Origin of the sequence: Acidovorax sp. Root267 (assembly GCF_001429215.1) — a bacterium.
Classification (GTDB): domain Bacteria; phylum Pseudomonadota; class Gammaproteobacteria; order Burkholderiales; family Burkholderiaceae_C; genus Acidovorax; species Acidovorax radicis.
Genome location: NZ_LMJC01000032.1, coordinates 1 through 18,638, shown reverse-complemented (window position 1 = coordinate 18,638; position 18,638 = coordinate 1). Strand labels below are relative to the sequence as shown.

The window sequence follows — 18,638 nt, the reverse complement described above, 5'->3', positions numbered from 1 at the left end:
CTGGGGGATGTGAGCCATGCCCCCGCAAAAAGTTCAGAGCAGCTAGCGCTGCACGCGCACCAGCGCCGACTCCACCCCGGCGCCATCGAGCTTCTCCTTGAGCTGCTCGGCATCGTCGCGCTTGGTGAATGGGCCCACACGTACGCGGAAAACGGCCCGGCCATTCTGTTCGCGCTCGCTCACGCGCGCCTCCCAGCCCAGCATGGCCAGCTTGGCGCGCTGGGCGTCGGCGTCGACTTGGGTGCGGAATGCCCCGGCCTGCACAAAGTAGTCAAACGGGTCCAGATTGCCCTTGGCGGCCGCCTTGGCCACCGCCAGATCACCCAGTGGGTCCGCGCCCGGCTTGGTTTCGGCCTTGGCCTCGGGCTTGCTGGCAGCAGGTTTGGGTGCGGACGCCGCGGCACGGACATCTGGTGGCGGCGCTGCCGTGGCAGGGGCCGATGCGACTGTGGCCGCAGGCGGTGCGGGCGCGCGCGCCGGGTTCTTGCCATACAGCGGCGAGTTCGGGTCCCAGTTCTTGTTCTTCTGGGATTCGGCAGCGTCCATATCCACGCCCCGGCCATTGCCCTTGTTGAGGAAGGGCACCGGTACCTTGGCCACATACACGGCCACCGCCAATGCGGCGCCCAGGCCCACGATGACCCCCACGATGAAGCCGATGATGGTCCCGCCCGTCTGTTGTTTCTTCATAGTGACTGCTTACATTCTGGCTGGAGCCGACACGCCCAGCACGGCCAGGCCATTGTGCAATACCTGTGCGGTGGCCGCGACCAGCGCCAGGCGGGCCTTCTTCACGGTTTCGTCGTCGACCAGGATGCGCTCGGCATCGTAGTAGCTGTGGTAGCTGGCGGCCAGGTCGCGCAGGTAGAAGGTGACGTCGTGCGGCGCCTCCCCGTCGGCGGCGGCCGTGAGCATCTCGGGGTACTTGGCCAGCTGCAGCATCAGCGCCTGGGCGGGTGCGCTGTCAAGGCAAGACAAGTCCGCCGCATACAGTTCGGAAGTCACCTTACCCAACAGCTCCACACGCACCTGCTCCTCGGAGAGGGCCAGCAAGCTTGCCTGGGCAGTGACGATTTCCTCAGTGAAGCCCCGTTCGCGCAACAGCACCGAGCAGATACGCGCGTGGGCGTACTGCACGTAGTACACCGGGTTGTCGTTGTTCTGCGCGACGGCCAGGTCCACGTCGAAGGTGTACTCGGTGTCGGGCTTGCGGCTGAGCAGGAAGAAACGCACCGCGTCTTTGCTGGTCCATTCGATCAGGTCGCGCAGCGTGACGTAGCTGCCCGCGCGCTTGCTGATCTTGACCTCTTCGCCGCCCTTGACCACGCGCACCATGGTGTGCAGCACGTAGTCGGGGTAGCCCTGCGGAATGCCCACGTCGGCCGCCTGCAGCCCGGCGCGCACGCGGGCGATGGTGCCGTGGTGGTCGGTGCCCTGGATGTTGACAACCTTGGTGAAGCCGCGCTCCCACTTGGCGATGTGATAGGCCACGTCGGGCACGAAGTAGGTGTACGTGCCGTCCTTCTTGCGCATGACCCGGTCCTTGTCGTCGCCGTAGTCCGTGCTTTTGAGCCACAGCGCGCCGTCCTGCTCGTAGGTCTTGCCGTTGGCGACGAGCTTGTTCACCGTGGCGTCCACGCGGCCGCTGGTGTACAGGCTCGACTCCAGGTAGTACTCGTCGAACTTCAGGTTGAAGGCCTGCAGGTCCTTGTCCTGCTCGTTGCGCAGGTAGGCCACGGCGAACTGGCGGATGGATTCGAGGTCTTCCACATCGCCGCTGGCGGTGAACTCGCGGTCGTCGGCCTTGACGGTCTTCTTGGCAAGGAAGTCGTTGGCGATCTCCTGGATGTACTCGCCGTTGTAGAACGCCTTGGACGCCGGGTTCTCCGGGTCGGTGGGCCAGCATTCGTCACCGGGCTTGAAGCCCTTGGCGCGCAGCTGGGTGCTGGTGGTCAGCGTCTGGATCTGCACGCCCGCGTCGTTGTAATAGAACTCACGGTGCACGTTCCAGCCCTGGGTGCTGAACAGGTTGCAGATCGCGTCGCCCAGGGCCGCCTGGCGGCCGTGGCCCACGTGCAGGGGTCCGGTGGGATTGGCCGAGACGAACTCGACCAGCACGCGCTGGCCGTTGTCCTTTTGGTAGCCAAAGCGCTCGCCAGCGGACAGCACCTCGCGCACCACTTCCTGCTTGGCGGCGGGCTTGAGGCGGATGTTCAGAAAGCCCGGGCCCGCGATCTCGATGGCATCGACCCAGCGGGTGAAGGCCGGCGTGGCCTCCAGCGCCGCCTTGAGCTGCTCGCCCAGCGCGCGCGGGTTGAGCTTGAGCGGCTTGGCCAGCTGCATGGCGGCGGTGCAGGCAAAGTCGCCATGCGCGGCCACTTTGGGGGATTCGAACGCAGCACGCCCCGCAGAGCCGGGCGACAGTTTTTCCAGCTCGCCGGCCAGGGCCGCGAGCAATTCATTTTTTGCAGTGAGCATCGGCGGATTTTACGGGGGCCGCCAACCTGCCAGCCAAAGGCACAATAAGCGCCAGCCCCCATCCAACAGGACATTGCGCATGCAGCCCCATCCCATCCTGCTGTATCGACGCCGCTGGACCCTGTTTTTTCAGGTGCCTTTTGCGGTGTTGATGGCCATCCTTACGGCCTATGCCATCTTCATGGCGTTGGTGTTTGACGACCGGCTGTTCACCGTCTTGTTTTCGTTTGCCGCTTTCTGCACGTTCTGTCTTGCGTGGACGCTGGGCCGGGGCGCCCTGGAGGCGCACAAAAACAGGGAGCCTGCGGTGGTCATCGACGAAACGGGCATCACCGACTTGCGGGACGAGGACCCGCAACCCGTGCCCTGGGAGGCCATGGAGCGTGTGCGCCTTGATAGCGACGATCGCATCGTGGTCAGGCTGCATACCTCGGACAAAGTCTCTGCGTTGCGTGTCATCTCCCTGGCCCTGCAACGCTGGCAACAAGGCGGCGATGTGGTGGTTTCGCTGGCGGGACTGGCGCACAACCCGCACATCCTGCAGCGCACGCTGAGCACATTTCACAAGGCCGCCGCAGCCTCGGCGCAAACGCCCAGGTGAATGCGGAGACAAGTGCGCCAAGGAATGCGCCACGCAATCACACCACAAACGCATCGCCGCACGGCTTTTCCGCGTTGTCCCGCGCTGCGTTCTATGGTGCAATTCCGCCGGGACCCACCAATAACGCATTCACTCCAGGAGCTTCCATGAAACAGCTGATTTCCCTGACTGCACTCGGCCTGGCCCTGACCCTGGGCGCAGGCGCGCACGCCGCCGAAGACGCCAAGGCGCCGACCAAGCAACAATCCAAGATGGCCACCTGCAACGCCGACGAAAAGGCCAAGACGCTCAAGGGCGACGAGCGCAAGGCGTTCATGAAGGAATGCCTGTCTGCCAACAAGCAAGAGAAGCAGCAGACCAAGATGAAGACCTGCAACGCCGACGAAAAAGCCAAGACGCTCAAGGGCGACGAACGCAAGGCCTTCATGAGCGAGTGTTTGAAGAGCAAGTAAGCCCGGCACCCCGCCCACAAAAAAAGCCGCTGCCCGTTTCGGGTCAGCGGCTTTTTTGTGCGTGGCGGAGTGTACGAACTACCAGCCCCGCGCCCAGAACACCGCGATCACCGCCACCACGGGCAGCACATGCGACTGGATCATCACCAGGCGGCGCACCTTCTTCACCTCCAGTGCGTCGGGCAGGGCGCCCGTGGCCCGCAGGTTGCCGCGCCAGCGCCTAAACATGATCGACGGCCAGATCGACAGGATGGCCATGGCCACCACGATGGTGATCTTGATGTGAAACATGGGCTGGGACACATACCAGGACATGCCCTTGATGCCCCAGGCCAGGCGCGCCAGGCCACTGGCAATCATCAGCACGGCGGCCACGCCGTAGATCACGTCCAGCCGGGCCAGTCGCTCGACCACGGCAGCATTCATCCATTCCATGCGGCACAGGGCAGCCTGGCTCGAAAGAAAGACCACAAAGGTCAGGATGGCCACCAGGTGCAGGGCGGCGAGTACGGCTTCGAGGGTCATAGGGTTCCTTTGCAATACCCCCGTGCCTTGAGTGCGAGCGACCTTTCAAAAACCGGGGCGGCTGCCATTGTGCTTGAGGCGTGCGGGAGAAAGTCGCCTCGCTGTCGGACGCGGCATGCCTGTGTTCATGCGAAGCCGCAGCTTCGGGGCAGTCGAAACGAAAAAGCGGTGCAAGCCCGAGAGCCTGCACCGCCTGGATGAAGCACTGAAGACCGCGCGATCAGGCCACCGTGCGGGCCATCGCACCTACCGGCACATCTGCGGCCACCACCGGCTCCGCCACCGAGGCTGGGGCTGGCAGGGGATGGCCGTTCAGTGCGGCGTCCAGGCGTTCATGGTCCAGCGCGTTTTCCCAGCGCGAGACGACCACGGTGGCCACCGCATTGCCAATGAAGTTGGTCAGCGAGCGGCATTCGCTCATGAAGCGGTCCACCCCCAGGATCAGCGCCATGCCGGCCACGGGCACTTCGGGCACCACCGCCAGCGTGGCGGCCAGGGTGATGAAGCCCGCGCCGGTCACGCCGGCCGCGCCCTTGGAGCTGAGCATCGCCACCAGCAGCAGCGCCACCTGGTGGCCCAGCGTCAGTTCGGTGTTGGTGGCCTGGGCGATGAACAGCGCGGCCAGCGTCATGTAGATGTTGGTGCCGTCCAGGTTGAACGAGTAGCCCGTAGGCACCACAAGGCCCACCACCGACTTGCTGCAGCCGGCCTTTTCCATCTTCTCCATCAGCGAAGGCAAAGCCGACTCGGACGACGAGGTGCCCAGCACCAGCATCAGCTCGGCTTTCAGGTAGCGGCACAGCTTGAACACCGAGAAACCGCACAGCCGGGCCACAAAGCCCAGGATGACCACCACGAACAGCAGCGAGGTGATGTAGAACGAGCCCACCAGCCACGCCAGGTTGACGAGCGAGCCCAGGCCGAACTTGCCAATGGTGAACGCCATGGCACCGAACGCACCGATGGGCGCGGCCTTCATCACGATGCCCACCACCTTGAACACAGGGGTCGTCAGGGCTTCCAGGAAGTTCTGCACCGGGCGGCCTGCCTCACCCACCATGGCCAGGCCGATGCCGAACAGCACTGCCACCAGCAGCACCTGGAGGATGTTGTCGCCCACGAACGGGCTGACCAGCGTCTTGGGGATGATGTCCATCGCAAAGCCGGTGAGCGACATCTCGTGCGACTTGGCCACGTAAGTCTTCACGGCCGTCTGGTCCAGGTCGGCCGGGTTGATGTTCATGCCCGCGCCGGGCTGCACCACGTTGGCCACCACCAGACCGACCACCAGGGCCAGCGTGGAGAAGAACAGGAAATACGCCATGGCCTTGCCAAACACGCGGCCCACGGTGGAGAGCTGCGACATGCCCGCGATGCCGGTCACGATGGTCAGGAAGATCACCGGGGCGATGATCATCTTGACCAGCTTGATGAACGCATCACCCAGCGGCTTGAGCGCCTCGCCATAGGCGGGCTCGAAATGGCCCAGCAACACCCCCAGAACGATGGCGACCACCACCTGGAAATACAGTTGCCGGTAAAAGGGCAGCCGCACGGGGTGGGCTGTGGGGGCGGAAATGGCGTGCATGGATGTCTCCTGAAATCACGAAGGACTGCACCACCGGGGTGCGTCAAGGTGGCCGTTTGTACCGCTGCACGCTGTTTGGGCCGATAACCTATTGGTATTAGTCGCTGGCACCGCCATAGGGCACCGCTTGCCCCAATATAGGGAAAACCCCTAGCACTTGGGCAAGGTGCGGCACACTCGCTCCCGCAACATCTCAGCCTCTGGACTGCGCCAGGAACCCCTTTTCCCCATGACGACGCCCCGCCTCCGAAAATTCTGGACCCTGCTGATCCTCCTGGGGGGCATGGTGGGCAGCATGCTCGCGGCCGGCCAGTGGGCCTGGCAGCGTTCATTGCACGACGAAAACAGCAGCGTACAGAGCCAGCTGGCCCTGTATGGCCAGGCGCTGGCCCAGCGCATCGACCGCTACCGCACCCTGCCCGAGGTACTGGCCCTGGACGCGCAGCTTCGCGATGCCCTGAGCCGCCCCCTCAGCACGACCGACGTGAAGCAGCTCAACCACAAGCTGGAGCAGGCCAACGGGGCCAGCCAGTCGTCCACGCTCACGCTGCTCAACCGCGACGGCCTGGCCCTCGCGGCCAGCAACTGGCGCACGGCCACGAGCAATGTGGGCGTGGACTACAGCTTTCGCCCCTATGTGCAGCAGGCGCTGGCGCAGGGGCGCGGCAGCTTCTACGGCATCGGCGTGACCACGGGCGAGCCCGGCTACTTCCTGTCGCAGGCCATCCGCGACAACAGCGGCCACACGCTGGGCCTGGTGGTCATCAAGATCGCCCTGCAGGAACTGGAGCGTGAATGGCTGCAGACGACGGACATCGTGCTCGCCTCGGACGCACATGGGGTGGTCTTCCTGGCCAGCCAGGACGTGTGGCGCTACCGCCTGCTGGAGCCACTGGACGACGAGGATCGCCGCGAGCTGAACGCCACCCGGCAATACGCCGAGCAGCCGCTGCGCCCGCTGGAATACCGCGTGGTGGAAACCATGGACCACGGCGGCCGGCTGGTCAGCGTACAGGCCCCCGCCCTGGCCGGCCGCGTGCTATGGCAGACCCAGCAACTGCCCGGCACCCCATGGCAACTGCACCTGCTGCACGAGACACACAACAGCTTCGCGGACAGCCGCTGGGCCGCCGCGGCGGGCGCGGGCGGCTGGCTGGCGCTCGGCCTGCTGGTGCTGTTCGTGCGCCAGCGCCAGCGCCTGTCCAGCCTGCGCCAGCGCAGCCGCCAGGAGCTGGAAACCGTGCTGCACCAGCATGCCCAGGAACTGCGCACCGCACAGGACGGCATCGTGCAGGCGGCGCAGCAGGCCGCACAGCAGACCGATACGGGGCTGTCGCGCAGCCTGGAACACCTGCCGCAGGGCGTGGTCATCATCGACGCCGACCTGAACCTCGTGGCCTGGAACTCGCGCTACGTGCAGCTGTTTCGCTTTCCCGGCGACCTGATGCGCGTGGGCCAGCCGATTGCCAACCTACTGCGCCACAACGCGCGCCGGGGCCTGCTGGGGCTTGGCCCGGTGGACGAGGCCATTGCACGCCGGCTGGCCCATCTGCGCAGCGGCACGCCGCACCTGCACGAAAGCGCCAAGGACGACGGCACGGTGCTGGAGATCCGGGGCAACCCACTGCCCGAAGGCGGCTTTGTGACCAGCTACGCCGACATCACCAGCTACAAGAACGCCGCGCGCGAACTGCGCAGCCTGGCCGACGCGCTGGAGCAGCGTGTGGCCGACCGCACGCGCGACCTGGATGCCGCCCGGCGCGAAGCCGAGCAGGCCAACCGCTACAAGACCCGCTTTGTGGCGGCCGCCGTGCACGACCTGCTGCAGCCGCTGAACGCAGCGCGCATGTTCACCTCGCTGCTGCGCGGCCACCTGCAGGGCGATGCCGAGCAGCATGCGGTGGACAGCATCGACGGCGCGCTGGCCTCGCAGGACGCGATCCTCAACAGCCTGCTGGACATCGCGCGCATGGAGTCGGGGCAGCTCGACGTGCGTGTGCGCGACGTGGCGCTGGGCCCGCTGCTGCAGGTGCTGGGCCACAATTTTGGGGTACTGGCCGAGAGCCGGGGCCTCGCACTGCGCTGCGTGCCCACCACCGCCGTGGTCCGCACCGACGAAAACCTGCTGCGCCGCATCCTGCAGAACTTTGTCTCCAACGCCATCCGCTACAGCCGGCACGGGCGCATCGTGGTGGGCTGCCGCCGCGAGGGTGACCACCATGTCCGCATCGAGGTGCATGACCAGGGCCCGGGCATCCCCGAGGCACTGCAGCGCGAGATCTTCGAGGAGTTCCGCCGCCTCGACGAGGGCCAGGGCGGCGACCGGGGCGCAGGCCTGGGCCTGGCCATTGTCGAGCGCCTGGGCCGCCTGCTGGGCCACCCGATCGGCCTGCGCTCGCAGCTGGGGCGGGGCAGCGTGTTTTCGGTGCGCGTGCCGCTGGGCGACCCGGCCGCCGTGCAACCCGTCGGCCCCGCCACCACATTGCCTGAACAGGGTGACGACGCCCCACTGCAGGGCAGCAGCGCCTGGGTGATCGAGGACGACGGCCCCACCTGCGCCGCCACCCGGGCCCTGCTGGAACGCTGGGGCTGCCAAGTGCCGCTGGCCGCTGGTGCGCCCGAAGCGCTGGCCCAGGCCCAACCCGACCAGGCCCCGCAACTGGTGCTGCTGGACGTGCACCTGGGCCCCGGCCACCACGGCCCCGATGTCTATGCCGCGCTGTGCCAGCGCTGGGGGCAGACGCCCGCCGTGATCCTGGTCACCGCCGAGCGCGACGCCACCTTGCGCCGCCAGGCCGCCGAACGCGGCTGGGGCTTTCTGGCCAAGCCGGTGCGGGCGCCAGCGCTGCGGGCGCTGATGAGCCAGACGTTGTTGCGGCTGAGGCAAGGGTCATCCCCCTGAGCCGCTGGCGCGGCGTCTCGCGCATCGCGCCGGGCCCCGTTGTGGGGTAGCAATCCAATCGCTCCATTTTTGATAGCAACAAGCGTTTTACACATAAGCGCTAGCGGCCATTTTTACTCAAAAAAACTGCCACAAACTACCGTCCATCAATCCGAAACACCGTCCTCCGTCTCCAGGCTTTTGACCAGCACCGCAGCCTGTGTGCGGCTGTAGCACGCGAGCTTCTTGAGGATGGCGGTGACATGCACCTTGACGGTGTTCTCGGCCAGGCCCAGTGCGGCGGCGATCTGCTTGTTGAGCAGCCCGTCGGCCAGGCACAGCAGCACGCGGAACTGCTGGGGCGTGAGCTGCGCCAGCCGCGCGGCCAGCTCGGCGTCGGCCTCGGAGCGCTCGGCCGCCATGGGCGGAAACCCGCTGCCGCCGTCGAGCACGGCCTGGATGGCGTCGCCCATGGCCTCGGCGGGCGCGGACTTGGGGATGAAACCCGCCGCACCAAACTGCTGCGCGCGCCGGATGACACGCGGGTGGTCGTTGGACGAAATGATCACCACCGGCAGCTCGGGGTATTCGCCGCGCACATGCAGCAGGGCCGAGAAGCCGCGTGTGCCGGGCATGCTCAGGTCCAGCAGCACGAGCTCGATCTCCGGGTGCTCCTGCAGCGCCGTGCCCAGCGTGGCGGCGCTGGCCGCCTCCAGCGTGCGGTACTGGGGCAGCCGATCGCGCAGCACGTGCAGCACGGCCGCGCGGAACAGTGGGTGGTCGTCAGCGACGAGGAGCGTGGGCTCGGACATGGAATGTGCAGTCTGCCACGGGGCGGTGGTCAGCCGCCCTGGGGACCTTTCCAGAACGCGGGCTGTGCGTACTGGTGCTTCAGGAAGTCGATCCACAGCCGCACGCGCAACGGCAGGTGTTTGCGCTGGGGGAAGACCACGTAGATGCCGTTGGGCGGCGCGGCAAAGTCCTCCAGCACCGCGACCAGGCGGCCGGCGGCGATCTCGGCCTCGACCTCCCAGGTGCTGCGCCAGGCAATGCCCCAGCCGCCCAGGCACCAGTCGTGCAGCACCTGGCCGTCAGAACAGTCGAGCGGCCCGCCGGGCTTCAGATGCATGACCTCCGTGGCGCCATCCGCAAGGGGCACCCGGAACGCCCAGCCGCGCGTCTGCGATGCGTCGCTCGACAGCGTGAGGCAGTCGTGCTGCACGAGTTCTCCCGGCGCACGCGGGGTGCCGCGCCGGGCCAGGTATTCGGGCGTGGCCACGCACAGGCGGCGGTTGTCGGCGATGCGCACGCTCACGAGCGACGAGTCGGGCAGGTCGCCCACACGCACCGCGCAGTCAAAACCTTCGCCAGCCAGATCGACCACGCGGTCGCTGAGGTTGAGCGAGATGGTCACGTCCGGGTGCGCCGAGCGAAAACGCGGCACCAGCGGCGCCACATGGCGGCGGCCAAAACCAGCCGGGGCGGTGATGCGCAAATGGCCCGTTGCCTTGACGCCGCCTTCGGACACGCTGGCCTCGGCATTCGCCACGTCGGACAGCAGGCGCTGGCAGTCTTCCAGAAACGCGCTGCCCTCGTGCGTGAGGCTGATGCGGCGGGTGGTGCGCACCAAGAGCTTCACGCCCAGGTGCTCTTCGAGCGCATCCAGCCGACGGCCCATGATGGCGGGTGCCACGCCCTCGGCCTTGGCGGCTGCCGTGAGGCTGCCGCGCGTGGCCACCGACACAAAGGATTCGAAGGCCTTGAGTTTGTCCATGGGCGGTGATTATGGAGACATCGGTGGGCGGCCGGGCAGCCGCGCCGCGCGGCACGCTATGCACACTGGTTTTTAGAGAAAAAACAGGCTCCAGCGCTTTATGGACATGCGCAATTAGCTATTATTTATATAGCAATCAAAGCAAGCGCGACTTCAAGAATCCCACCGTGCCATAGCGCTTGACCTCCGCATAGTGGTCGCGCGTGAGGCCCTGCACCATGGCCGCGTAGGCATCGGCCAGGTCGGGCACGATGGTGAAATGGTCGTAGTTCACGATCACCCCCACGCGCTCGCCCTTCAACGCGAGGGGGGCGAGCAGGCGGCGCACCTCCTGCTCGATGGCGTCGATGGTGGTGGCCGTATTGATCTGCAGGCCCGAGAAGTCGATGTGCAGCAGCTGGCGCGCAGCGTCCAACTCGAAGCGCTGCACCAGCGGACGATTGAGCAGCTGCTCGCGCAAGCCCAGCGGGCCCGGCTCGAACAGGCGCAGGTCCATGGTCTGCAGTCCGGGGCTGATGCGCGGCGTGAACGCCATGTGGGCCAGCACGTCGCGGTGCAGGTCGATGCCGGGCGCCAGCTCGATCAGCTCCAGCGCGCCGCCGCCGCCCTCCTCGCCCGAGGGCACCAGGCGGAACACGCAGCGCTCGGTGACGTACAGCACACGCTGGCCGCGCCGCAGGGCCTCGGCACCGCTGAAGGTGCGGTGCTCGACCTCGCGCACCAGCTTGCGCGCGCCGCCTTCGTGGAGGATGTGCAGGTGGCCGTCGACCGCCTCGACCTGCAGCGCCCCCGCCGTGAAGGTGCCGACGAACACCACGGTCTTGGCGTTCTGGCTGATGTTGATGAAGCCGCCCGCACCCGCCAGGCGCGGCCCGAACTTGCTCACGTTGAGGTTGCCGTGCTGGTCGGCCTGCGCCAGGCCCAGGATGGCGATGTCGAGACCACCGCCGTCGTAGAAGTCGAACTGGTTGGGCTGGTCGATGATGGCCTGCGGGTTCACGGCGGCGCCGAAGTTCAGGCCCCCTGCGGGGATGCCGCCGATCACGCCGGGCTCGGCCGTGAGCGTGACGAGGTCGATGATGCGCTCTTCGGCCGCCACGTTGGCCACGCCCTCGGGCATGCCGATTCCCAGGTTGACCACCTGGTGCGGGCGCAGCTCCAGCGCCGCGCGGCGGGCGATGATCTTGCGCTCGGTGAGCGGCATGGCCTCGAGCGTGTCCACGGGCACACGCAGCTCGCCCGCGAACGCGGCGCTGTAGGGCTCGGCAAAGGTCTGGTGGTGGTGCGCGGGCTCGGTGGCCAGCACCACGGCGTCCACCAGCACACCGGGCACCTTCACCTGCCGGGGGTTGAGCGTGCCGCGCTCTGCAATGCGCTCGACCTGCGCGATGACCACGCCACCCGAGTTGCGCGCGGCCATGGCGATGGCCAGCGCTTCGAGCGTGAGCGCCTCGCGCTCCATGGTGAGGTTGCCGTCCGCGTCGGCCGTGGTCGCGCGGATGATGCCCACGTGGATGGGGAAGGCCTTGTAGAACAGGTAGTCCTGCCCGTCGATGGGGAGGATACGCACCAGGTCTTCGGTGGTGCGCGCGTTGAGCTTGCCGCCGCCGTGGCGCGGGTCCACGAAGGTGTCCAGGCCCACGCGCGTGAGCGTGCCGGGCTTGCCGGCAGCGATGTCGCGGAACAAATGCGTGATCACGCCCTGCGGCAGGTTCCAGGCTTCGATCTGGTTGTCCACCGCGAGCTTCTGGATGCGCGGCACCAGGCTCCAGTGCCCGCCGATCACACGCTTGAGCAGGCCCGCATGGCCCAGGTGGTTGAGGCCGCGCTGCTTGCCGTCGCCCTGGCCTGCGGCGTAGACCAGCGTGAGGTCGCGCGGGGTTTGCGTCGATTCCCAGCGCTGGGCCAGCGCCACGGCAATGCTCTCGGCAAAGCCAATGCCCACAAAGCCGCCCGTGGCCACGGTGTCGCCGTCATGGATGAGCAACACCGCGTCGGCGGCGCTGACGATCTTGTTCTTGTAGGCAGCGTTCAGCGCGCCAGCGGCCAGGGGTGCCTGCATGGTTTTGTCTCCCGTTGGGGTCATTTTTTTTGCGCCGGGGTCTCCGTCCTTCGCCCCGGCACTTGGCGCAGCGTAGTGCTTTACCAGTCGCTGCGCCATTCCGTGCAATTACGGACTGTCACCAGTTTTGCTTAAAAGTCATTGGTTTCGAGCTTTTCAGCGTATTTATGTGGGCAAACATTTGCAATACAGTCTGGCTCATGGGGTCCACCCGTGTGGGCCCTGCTGCTTTTTCCCCATTCACCTTCAAGACCCAAGGCACCCCCATGACCGACCGCACCGCAATCCACGGCCTGCAAGTGGCCACCTCCCTGTACCGCTTTGTCGACGACAAGGTGCTGCCCGGCACGGGTGTCGATGCCGCCGCGTTCTGGAAGGGTTTTGACGCCATCGTGGCCGATCTGGCCCCGCGCAACATCGCCCTGCTGGCCGAGCGCGACCGCCTGCAGACCGAGCTCGATACCTGGCACAAGGCCAACCCCGGCCCCATCAAGGACATGGTGGCCTACCGCGGCTTCCTCGAAAAGATCGGCTATCTGGTGCCCCAGCCCGCCGACGTCAAGGCCACCACGGCCAACGTGGACGACGAGCTGGCCACCCAGGCCGGCCCGCAGCTGGTGGTACCCATCCTGAACGCCCGCTACGCACTGAATGCCGCCAACGCCCGCTGGGGCAGCCTGTACGACGCGCTGTACGGCACCGATGCCATCCCCGAGACCGACGGTGCCGAAAAGGGCAAGGGCTACAACCCTGTGCGCGGCGCCAAGGTGATCGCGTTTGCGCGCCAGGTGCTGGACGACACCGCGCCCCTGGCCAGCGGCTCGCACAAGGATTCGACCGGCTACCGCGTCGAAGGCGGCCAGTTGGTCGTCTCGCTCGCCAACGGCAGCACCACGGGCCTGAAGGACGCATCGCAGTTCAAGGGCTACCAGGGCGATGCCGCTGCGCCCAAGTCGGTGCTGCTGCAGCACAACGGCCTGCACCTTGACATCCAGATCGACCGCGCAACGCCCATCGGCCAGACCGATGCCGCGGGCGTGAGCGACCTGGTGCTGGAAGCGGCCCTGTCCACCATCCTGGACCTGGAAGACTCCGTGGCCGCCGTGGACGCGGAGGACAAGGTGCTGGGCTACAGCAACTGGCTGGGCATCATCCAGGCCACGCTGACCGAGCAGGTCGCCAAGGGCGGCAAGACCATCACGCGCGGACTGAACCCCGACCGCGTCTATACCGGCCCGGCTGGTGGCGAAGTGCGCCTGCATGGCCGCTCGCTCATGTTCCTGCGCAACGTGGGCCACCTGATGACCAACCCGGCCATCCTGTGGACCGACGCGCAGGGCCAGGTGCGCGAGATCCCTGAAGGCATCATGGACGCGGTCGTGACCACCGCCATCGCGCTGCACGACCTGCAAGGGCACGGCAAAGACGGCATCCGCAACTCCCGTAAGGGCAGCGTCTACATCGTCAAGCCCAAGATGCACGGTCCCGCCGAAGTGGGCTTTGCCAGTGACCTGTTCGGCCGCGTGGAACAACTGCTGGGCCTGCCTGCCAACACCGTGAAGCTGGGCATCATGGACGAGGAGCGCCGCACGTCCGTCAATCTGAAGGCCTGCATCGCCGCCGCATCGGCCCGCGTGGCCTTCATCAACACCGGCTTCCTGGACCGCACCGGCGACGAGATGCACACCGCCATGCACGCCGGCCCCATGGTGCGCAAGGGCGACATGAAGACCAGCGCCTGGATCCAGTCGTACGAGAAGAACAACGTGCTCGTGGGCCTCTCCTGCGGACTGCGCGGCAAGGCGCAGATCGGCAAGGGCATGTGGGCCATGCCCGACCTGATGGCCGAGATGCTCAAGCAGAAGATCGCCCACCCCAAGGCCGGCGCCAACACGGCCTGGGTGCCCAGCCCCACGGGCGCCACGCTGCACGCGCTGCACTACCACCAGGTGAAGGTGAGCGACATCCAGATCGAGCTGGAAAAGACCGACGTGAACGCCGAGCGCGACAACCTGCTGACCGGCCTGCTCACCGTGCCCGTGGCCGCCGCCCCGAACTGGAGCAACGCCGAGAAGCAGCAGGAGCTGGACAACAACGCCCAGGGCATTCTGGGCTACGTGGTGCGCTGGGTGGACCAGGGCGTGGGCTGCTCCAAGGTGCCTGACATCCACAACGTGGGCCTGATGGAAGACCGCGCCACGCTGCGCATCAGCAGCCAGCACATGGCCAACTGGCTGTTGCACGGCGTGGTGACACCTGCCCAGGTCAAGGAAACCTTCGAGCGCATGGCTGCGGTGGTGGACGGCCAGAATGCCGGCGACCCGCTGTACCAGCCCATGGCGGGCCACTTTGACACCAGCTACGCCTACCGCGCAGCGCTGGACCTGGTGCTCAAGGGCGAAGAGCAACCCAGCGGCTACACGGAGCCACTGCTGCACGCCTGGCGCCTGAAGCTGAAAGCGGCACAGGCGGCCTGAGCGGAGGCTGTGGAGCGCGCAAGGGCATGGGGCGCGCTTTACAAAGGGTGATTACTCTTTTTTTGATAGCATCTAGCGCATGATAGTCAAGCGCTAGCTGCTATTTTTGCTTGAAACTTCCCTCACCGCCTCTCGACCGCACTGCACGGAACCCAAGCCGATCGACTGAAATGTCGCAGGCTTGAGGGAACCGGCCCCGGTCAGAGGCAGCCCAGGCAGGCCGGCTCCGCATCGGCGCCTGCGCTTGCGCCGTACACTGGCTCACGACATGCTGGCATTCGCGGGCATGACGCCCCCTCAACGCGCCCCATCTGCCTATGACCTCCCGCTCGTTCAACGCGGCCGACGCGGCCGCAGCATCCGTCTGCCCCCTGTGTGGGCAGGCGAACCTTTGCGCGATCGCCGCAGGGCAGCCCGCCGAGAGCTGCTGGTGCATGGCACCCCACACCATCGCCCCCGAGGCACTGACCGCCCTGCCACCCGAGCAGCGGGGCAAGACCTGCATCTGTCCGGCCTGCGGGTCATCCGGGGGGCAGCCACCACCGCAGCCCGCGTCGATATGATTTCGCCTTTGTTTTTATTTTTGTTGTGACTTTCGCAAAACAGGCCTCAGGCAAGCGGCTCACCCCAAGGCGAGACGGCTGTCGCATCCTGATTTGCATGAGTCCTGTTTGTTCACCCACCCATATTGCAAGGAAGCTGACATGCCCACGTACCACGTCGAAATGATGGAAGGCCGCACGGTCGAACAAAAGAAGAAACTGGTGGAGGAAATCACCCGCGTCTCCGTCGAAATACTGGGCGGCTCGCCCGAGTCCGTGGACATTCTGATCACCGACATCAAGCGTGAGAACTGGGCTACGGGTGGCAAGCTCTGGTCCGAAAGGACTTGAAGGCAACCCCCTGAGGCACTGCCCACCGCCCCCTTCTCTCGACTCGCTGCGCGATTCGGGAAGGGAGACACGCGGGGAGTGCAGGGGGACGGCCCTCGCGTGGGTTTTGCGCATTTTTGACGGCCGTTGCCTCTCAGACCGGATAGTTGCCCCGAGACCCACCCCATGACCACGCAGCCGCCCTCAGGATCCCTCGCCGTATTGCGGGAACGCTACGGAGAGCGCTATCGCTGGCTGGTGTTGCTGTCCGTCATGGTGGGCACGATGGCGTCGATCATGTCGTCCACCATCGTGAACGTGGCCATCCCCGACATGAGCCACTACTTCACGCTGGGCCAGGAACGGGCGCAGTGGGTCACATCGGGGTTCATGGTCGCAACCACGGTCTCGATGCTCACCACACCCTGGCTGCTGTCGCGCTACGGGTACCGCGCCACCTACGTGGGCGCCATGTTGCTGCTGTTGGCGGGTGGCATTGGCGGCGGACTGGCCCAGGACTTCGGTCTGGTGCTGGTCGCCCGGGTGGCGGAGGGCCTGGCGGCAGGCGTTGTTCAACCCATCCCGGCCGTCATCATTCTTTACGCCTTCAAACCCCACGAGCAGGGGCGCGCCAGCGGCATCTTTGGCATGGGCGTTGTGCTGGCACCCGCCATCGGGCCCAGCATCGGGGGTCTGCTGGTGGACTGGTTTGGCTGGCGCTCCATCTTCTTCATGGTCGTGCCACTGTGCCTGGCGTCCATTGCGCTGGCCTACAAATTTGTGCCCGTCACCGCGCCCGGTGGCGTGGAGGCCAATCGCCAGGGAGAGGCGTTGGACTGGCGCGGCCTGCTTCTGGGCACCGTGGGCACGCTGTGCCTGCTCAATGGACTGGTGTCGTTGCATGGCGGCTCCGCATCCGAGGCCGGGATCTTGTTGCTGGGCGCGGTGGTGGCAGTGGGCTGCTTCATCGCCTGGCAGCGCACGCTCCTTCGCAGGGGGCGCAAGCCGTTAATGGATCTGCGCCTGTTCCAGTACCGACAGTTTGCGATGGGCAGCGTGGTGGCCTTCATCTATGGCACGGCGTTGTTTGGCTCGACGTATCTGCTGCCGGTGTTCATGCAGCTGGGTCTGGAGCTGTCCGCCTCGCACGTGGGCACACTCATGCTGCCCGCCGGTTTTGTCCTCGCGGCCACCATCGCCTTGGTGGGCCGCCTCGCAGACCGGCAGCCGACCCACCTCCTCGTCAGCATCGGCCTGGGTTTGCTGGCGCTGTCCTTTGGATTGATGGTGTTCGTGGGGCTGAACTCTTCACTGTGGATGCTGGTCGCCTTTGCCATTCTGGGACGCATTGGCCTGGGGTTCATCCTGCCTTCGCTGAATCTGGGCGCCATGCGACCCCTGGACAAGTCGCTGATCTCCCAAGGCTCCAGTGCCATCGGTTTTCTGCGCATGCTCGGGGGTGCTGCAGGCGTGAGTCTTTGCGGCATCGTCCTCGAGTGGCGGCTGGGTGCCCACGGTGCATCGCTGGCAGCCGGAGCCAGCAACACGGCACGGATCGCCGCTTTCGGTGAGACTTTTTTGATGCTGACCTTTTTGTGTTTGCTGGCCTTGGTGGCGGCATGGCAATTGCGCGAGGCGAGTTCCTCTGCGCATGGCGCCTGATCCGCTCGATCGCGCGGGTCAAGGAGGTGCTTCGGTACTGCTCAGCCCACAACCTGCTTGCGCGTCCACACTTTTCCCACAGAGCCCACCGTCATGGCGCTATAAACGGAGTGGCTGTTTGCCTTTCCTTTTTGCGGCAATAGCTGAAACCGGTGGATTGCCAGCCATCTCCCATTCTCACTACCCAGCCGAAACGGAATTCAAGCCATGTGCCAACTGCTCGGCATGAACTGCAACGTGCCCACCGATGTGACTTTCAGCTTCACGGGGTTTGCACAACGTGGTGGAAAGACCGACCACCACAGCGACGGCTGGGGAATTGCCTTCTTCGAAGACAAGGGGCTGCGGCACTTTGTGGACCATCTGGCGGCGGTGGACTCCCCAGTGGCGGAGCTGATCCGCCGCTATCCGATCAAGAGCAAGAACGTCATCGCACATATCCGCAAAGCGACCCAGGGAGTGGTCAGCCTGCAAAACTGCCATCCCTTTGTGCGTGAGCTATGGGGGCGCTACTGGGTGTTTGCCCACAACGGTGATCTCAAGGATTTTCGACCGCGCCTGCACTCGCATTTCCGGCCTGTGGGAGATACCGACAGTGAGCATGCCTTCTGCTGGATCATGCAGGAACTGGCTAAGTCACATGCCAGCGTGCCCTCCATTTCTGAGCTGACATTGACACTCAAGGAATTGGCGGCCCACATATGCCCACGCGGGACGTTCAATTTCCTGCTGTCCAACGGCCAGGCGCTGTGGAGCCATGCCTCGACGAGCCTGTACTNTCAAGGAATTGGCGGCCCACATATGCCCACGCGGGACGTTCAATTTCCTGCTGTCCAACGGCCAGGCGCTGTGGAGCCATGCCTCGACGAGCCTGTACTACATAGAGAGGCGGCACCCGTTCGGGCAAGCCCAGCTGAGCGACGAAGACGTTCGGCTGGATTTCTCTCGAGAGACCAGCGAGAAGGACGAAGTGGCAGTGATCGTGACGAGCCCGCTGACGACCAACGAGACGTGGACAGCCTTTGGCAAGGGAGAACTGCTGGTATTCGAGCAAGGCCGGCGGCTGAGCCTCTGAGCCTCAATGAATGAAGCACTTTGGATGTCACCGCTCCAAAGGATTTCACGACCCCAAAGCAAAAAACCCCAGTCATTGCTGACTGGGGTTTTCTGGGCTGTAAGAGCCTGACGATGACCTACTTTCACACGGGAACCCGCACTATCATCGGCGCAAAGTCGTTTCACTGTCCTGTTCGGGATGGGAAGGAG

At 65.7% G+C, this 18,638-nt stretch carries 15 protein-coding genes, 1 rRNA gene and 1 pseudogene; 9 read left to right on the top strand and 8 right to left on the bottom strand.

The genetic code is table 11. From position 1 onward, the window contains the following. Positions 1-42: 42 nt before the first annotated feature. The gene (locus ASE39_RS22105; RefSeq protein WP_010466432.1) at positions 43-690 is read right to left on the bottom strand and encodes an SPOR domain-containing protein; all 648 of its coding nucleotides are present in this window, start codon (positions 688-690) and stop codon (positions 43-45) included. A 9-nt stretch (positions 691-699) separates the two neighbouring features. After that, complete coding sequence (argS, locus tag ASE39_RS22100) at positions 700-2,478, bottom strand: arginine--tRNA ligase (protein ID WP_057272555.1); 1,779 nt, start codon at positions 2,476-2,478, stop codon at positions 700-702. A gap of 79 nt (positions 2,479-2,557) precedes the next feature. Here argS and ASE39_RS22095 point away from each other — a divergent pair, with 79 nt between their 5' ends. Further along, positions 2,558-3,079, top strand: coding sequence for a hypothetical protein (locus tag ASE39_RS22095; protein ID WP_010466434.1), 522 nt, complete (start codon positions 2,558-2,560; stop codon positions 3,077-3,079). Positions 3,080-3,225: 146 nt separating this feature from the next. Next, on the top strand, positions 3,226-3,531 hold the full coding sequence (locus ASE39_RS22090; protein ID WP_010466435.1) for a PsiF family protein: 306 nt from the start codon (positions 3,226-3,228) through the stop codon (positions 3,529-3,531). Positions 3,532-3,609: 78 nt separating this feature from the next. Here ASE39_RS22090 and ASE39_RS22085 read toward each other — a convergent pair whose 3' ends face one another. Then, positions 3,610-4,056 carry a DUF2214 family protein gene (locus tag ASE39_RS22085; protein WP_057230028.1) on the bottom strand — a complete coding sequence of 149 codons (447 nt, stop codon included), beginning with the start codon at positions 4,054-4,056 and terminating at the stop codon, positions 3,610-3,612. A gap of 220 nt (positions 4,057-4,276) precedes the next feature. Next, positions 4,277-5,644, bottom strand: coding sequence for a dicarboxylate/amino acid:cation symporter (locus tag ASE39_RS22080; RefSeq protein ID WP_010466437.1), 1,368 nt, complete (start codon positions 5,642-5,644; stop codon positions 4,277-4,279). A gap of 229 nt (positions 5,645-5,873) precedes the next feature. Between ASE39_RS22080 and ASE39_RS22075 the strand changes: the two genes are divergently transcribed. After that, on the top strand, positions 5,874-8,546 hold the full coding sequence (locus tag ASE39_RS22075; protein ID WP_057272554.1) for a PAS-domain containing protein: 2,673 nt from the start codon (positions 5,874-5,876) through the stop codon (positions 8,544-8,546). Between the two features lie 146 nt (positions 8,547-8,692). Here the strand turns inward: ASE39_RS22075 and ASE39_RS22070 are convergent, their stop codons facing one another. From ASE39_RS22070 to ASE39_RS22060, 3 genes are all read right to left on the bottom strand, one after another. Continuing rightward, complete coding sequence (locus ASE39_RS22070; protein WP_057272553.1) at positions 8,693-9,337, bottom strand: response regulator transcription factor; 645 nt, start codon at positions 9,335-9,337, stop codon at positions 8,693-8,695. 29 nt (positions 9,338-9,366) lie between these two features. Next, positions 9,367-10,299: a LysR family transcriptional regulator gene (locus ASE39_RS22065; RefSeq protein ID WP_010466440.1), complete on the bottom strand. Its 933-nt coding sequence runs from the start codon at positions 10,297-10,299 to the stop codon at positions 9,367-9,369. Positions 10,300-10,435: 136 nt separating this feature from the next. Continuing rightward, a complete protein-coding gene (locus tag ASE39_RS22060; RefSeq protein WP_057272552.1) occupies positions 10,436-12,361 on the bottom strand; it encodes an acyl CoA:acetate/3-ketoacid CoA transferase in 1,926 nt (641 codons plus the stop codon). 266 nt (positions 12,362-12,627) lie between these two features. Between ASE39_RS22060 and ASE39_RS22055 the strand changes: the two genes are divergently transcribed. The 6 genes and pseudogenes from ASE39_RS22055 to ASE39_RS27215 form a co-directional block, all read left to right on the top strand. After that, positions 12,628-14,838, top strand: coding sequence for a malate synthase G (locus tag ASE39_RS22055; protein WP_057272674.1), 2,211 nt, complete (start codon positions 12,628-12,630; stop codon positions 14,836-14,838). 317 nt (positions 14,839-15,155) lie between these two features. After that, entirely contained in the window at positions 15,156-15,401 is a 246-nt protein-coding gene (locus ASE39_RS26125; protein WP_082607009.1) for a cysteine-rich CWC family protein, read from the top strand. 141 nt (positions 15,402-15,542) lie between these two features. Then, complete coding sequence (locus ASE39_RS22050) at positions 15,543-15,731, top strand: 4-oxalocrotonate tautomerase (protein WP_010466444.1); 189 nt, start codon at positions 15,543-15,545, stop codon at positions 15,729-15,731. 165 nt (positions 15,732-15,896) lie between these two features. Further along, positions 15,897-17,372 (top strand): DHA2 family efflux MFS transporter permease subunit, encoded by a 1,476-nt coding sequence (locus ASE39_RS22045; protein ID WP_057272551.1) that lies wholly within the window; start codon positions 15,897-15,899, stop codon positions 17,370-17,372. A 207-nt stretch (positions 17,373-17,579) separates the two neighbouring features. Continuing rightward, positions 17,580-18,150: pseudogene (locus tag ASE39_RS22040) on the top strand (class II glutamine amidotransferase); the annotation flags it as partial. 1 nt (position 18,151) lies between these two features. Continuing rightward, on the top strand, positions 18,152-18,447 hold a 296-nt coding region (locus ASE39_RS27215; protein WP_242421533.1), incomplete at its 5' end, for a class II glutamine amidotransferase. Between the two features lie 105 nt (positions 18,448-18,552). Here ASE39_RS27215 and rrf read toward each other — a convergent pair. Further along, positions 18,553-18,638, bottom strand: a 5S ribosomal RNA gene (rrf, locus tag ASE39_RS22035); the annotation flags it as partial.

Excerpts from the sequence above, each read along its gene's own strand:
- ASE39_RS22105 (WP_010466432.1), bottom strand. The coding sequence starts at position 690 with ATGAAGAAACAACAGACGGGCGGGACCATCATCGGCTTCATCGTGGGG.
- argS (WP_057272555.1), bottom strand. The coding sequence starts at position 2,478 with ATGCTCACTGCAAAAAATGAATTGCTCGCGGCCCTGGCCGGCGAGCTG.
- ASE39_RS22095 (WP_010466434.1), top strand. The coding sequence starts at position 2,558 with ATGCAGCCCCATCCCATCCTGCTGTATCGACGCCGCTGGACCCTGTTT.
- ASE39_RS22090 (WP_010466435.1), top strand. The coding sequence starts at position 3,226 with ATGAAACAGCTGATTTCCCTGACTGCACTCGGCCTGGCCCTGACCCTG.
- ASE39_RS22085 (WP_057230028.1), bottom strand. The coding sequence starts at position 4,056 with ATGACCCTCGAAGCCGTACTCGCCGCCCTGCACCTGGTGGCCATCCTG.
- ASE39_RS22080 (WP_010466437.1), bottom strand. The coding sequence starts at position 5,644 with ATGCACGCCATTTCCGCCCCCACAGCCCACCCCGTGCGGCTGCCCTTT.
- ASE39_RS22075 (WP_057272554.1), top strand. The coding sequence starts at position 5,874 with ATGACGACGCCCCGCCTCCGAAAATTCTGGACCCTGCTGATCCTCCTG.
- ASE39_RS22070 (WP_057272553.1), bottom strand. The coding sequence starts at position 9,337 with ATGTCCGAGCCCACGCTCCTCGTCGCTGACGACCACCCACTGTTCCGC.
- ASE39_RS22065 (WP_010466440.1), bottom strand. The coding sequence starts at position 10,299 with ATGGACAAACTCAAGGCCTTCGAATCCTTTGTGTCGGTGGCCACGCGC.
- ASE39_RS22060 (WP_057272552.1), bottom strand. The coding sequence starts at position 12,361 with ATGCAGGCACCCCTGGCCGCTGGCGCGCTGAACGCTGCCTACAAGAAC.
- ASE39_RS22055 (WP_057272674.1), top strand. The coding sequence starts at position 12,628 with ATGACCGACCGCACCGCAATCCACGGCCTGCAAGTGGCCACCTCCCTG.
- ASE39_RS26125 (WP_082607009.1), top strand. The coding sequence starts at position 15,156 with ATGACCTCCCGCTCGTTCAACGCGGCCGACGCGGCCGCAGCATCCGTC.
- ASE39_RS22050 (WP_010466444.1), top strand. The coding sequence starts at position 15,543 with ATGCCCACGTACCACGTCGAAATGATGGAAGGCCGCACGGTCGAACAA.
- ASE39_RS22045 (WP_057272551.1), top strand. The coding sequence starts at position 15,897 with ATGACCACGCAGCCGCCCTCAGGATCCCTCGCCGTATTGCGGGAACGC.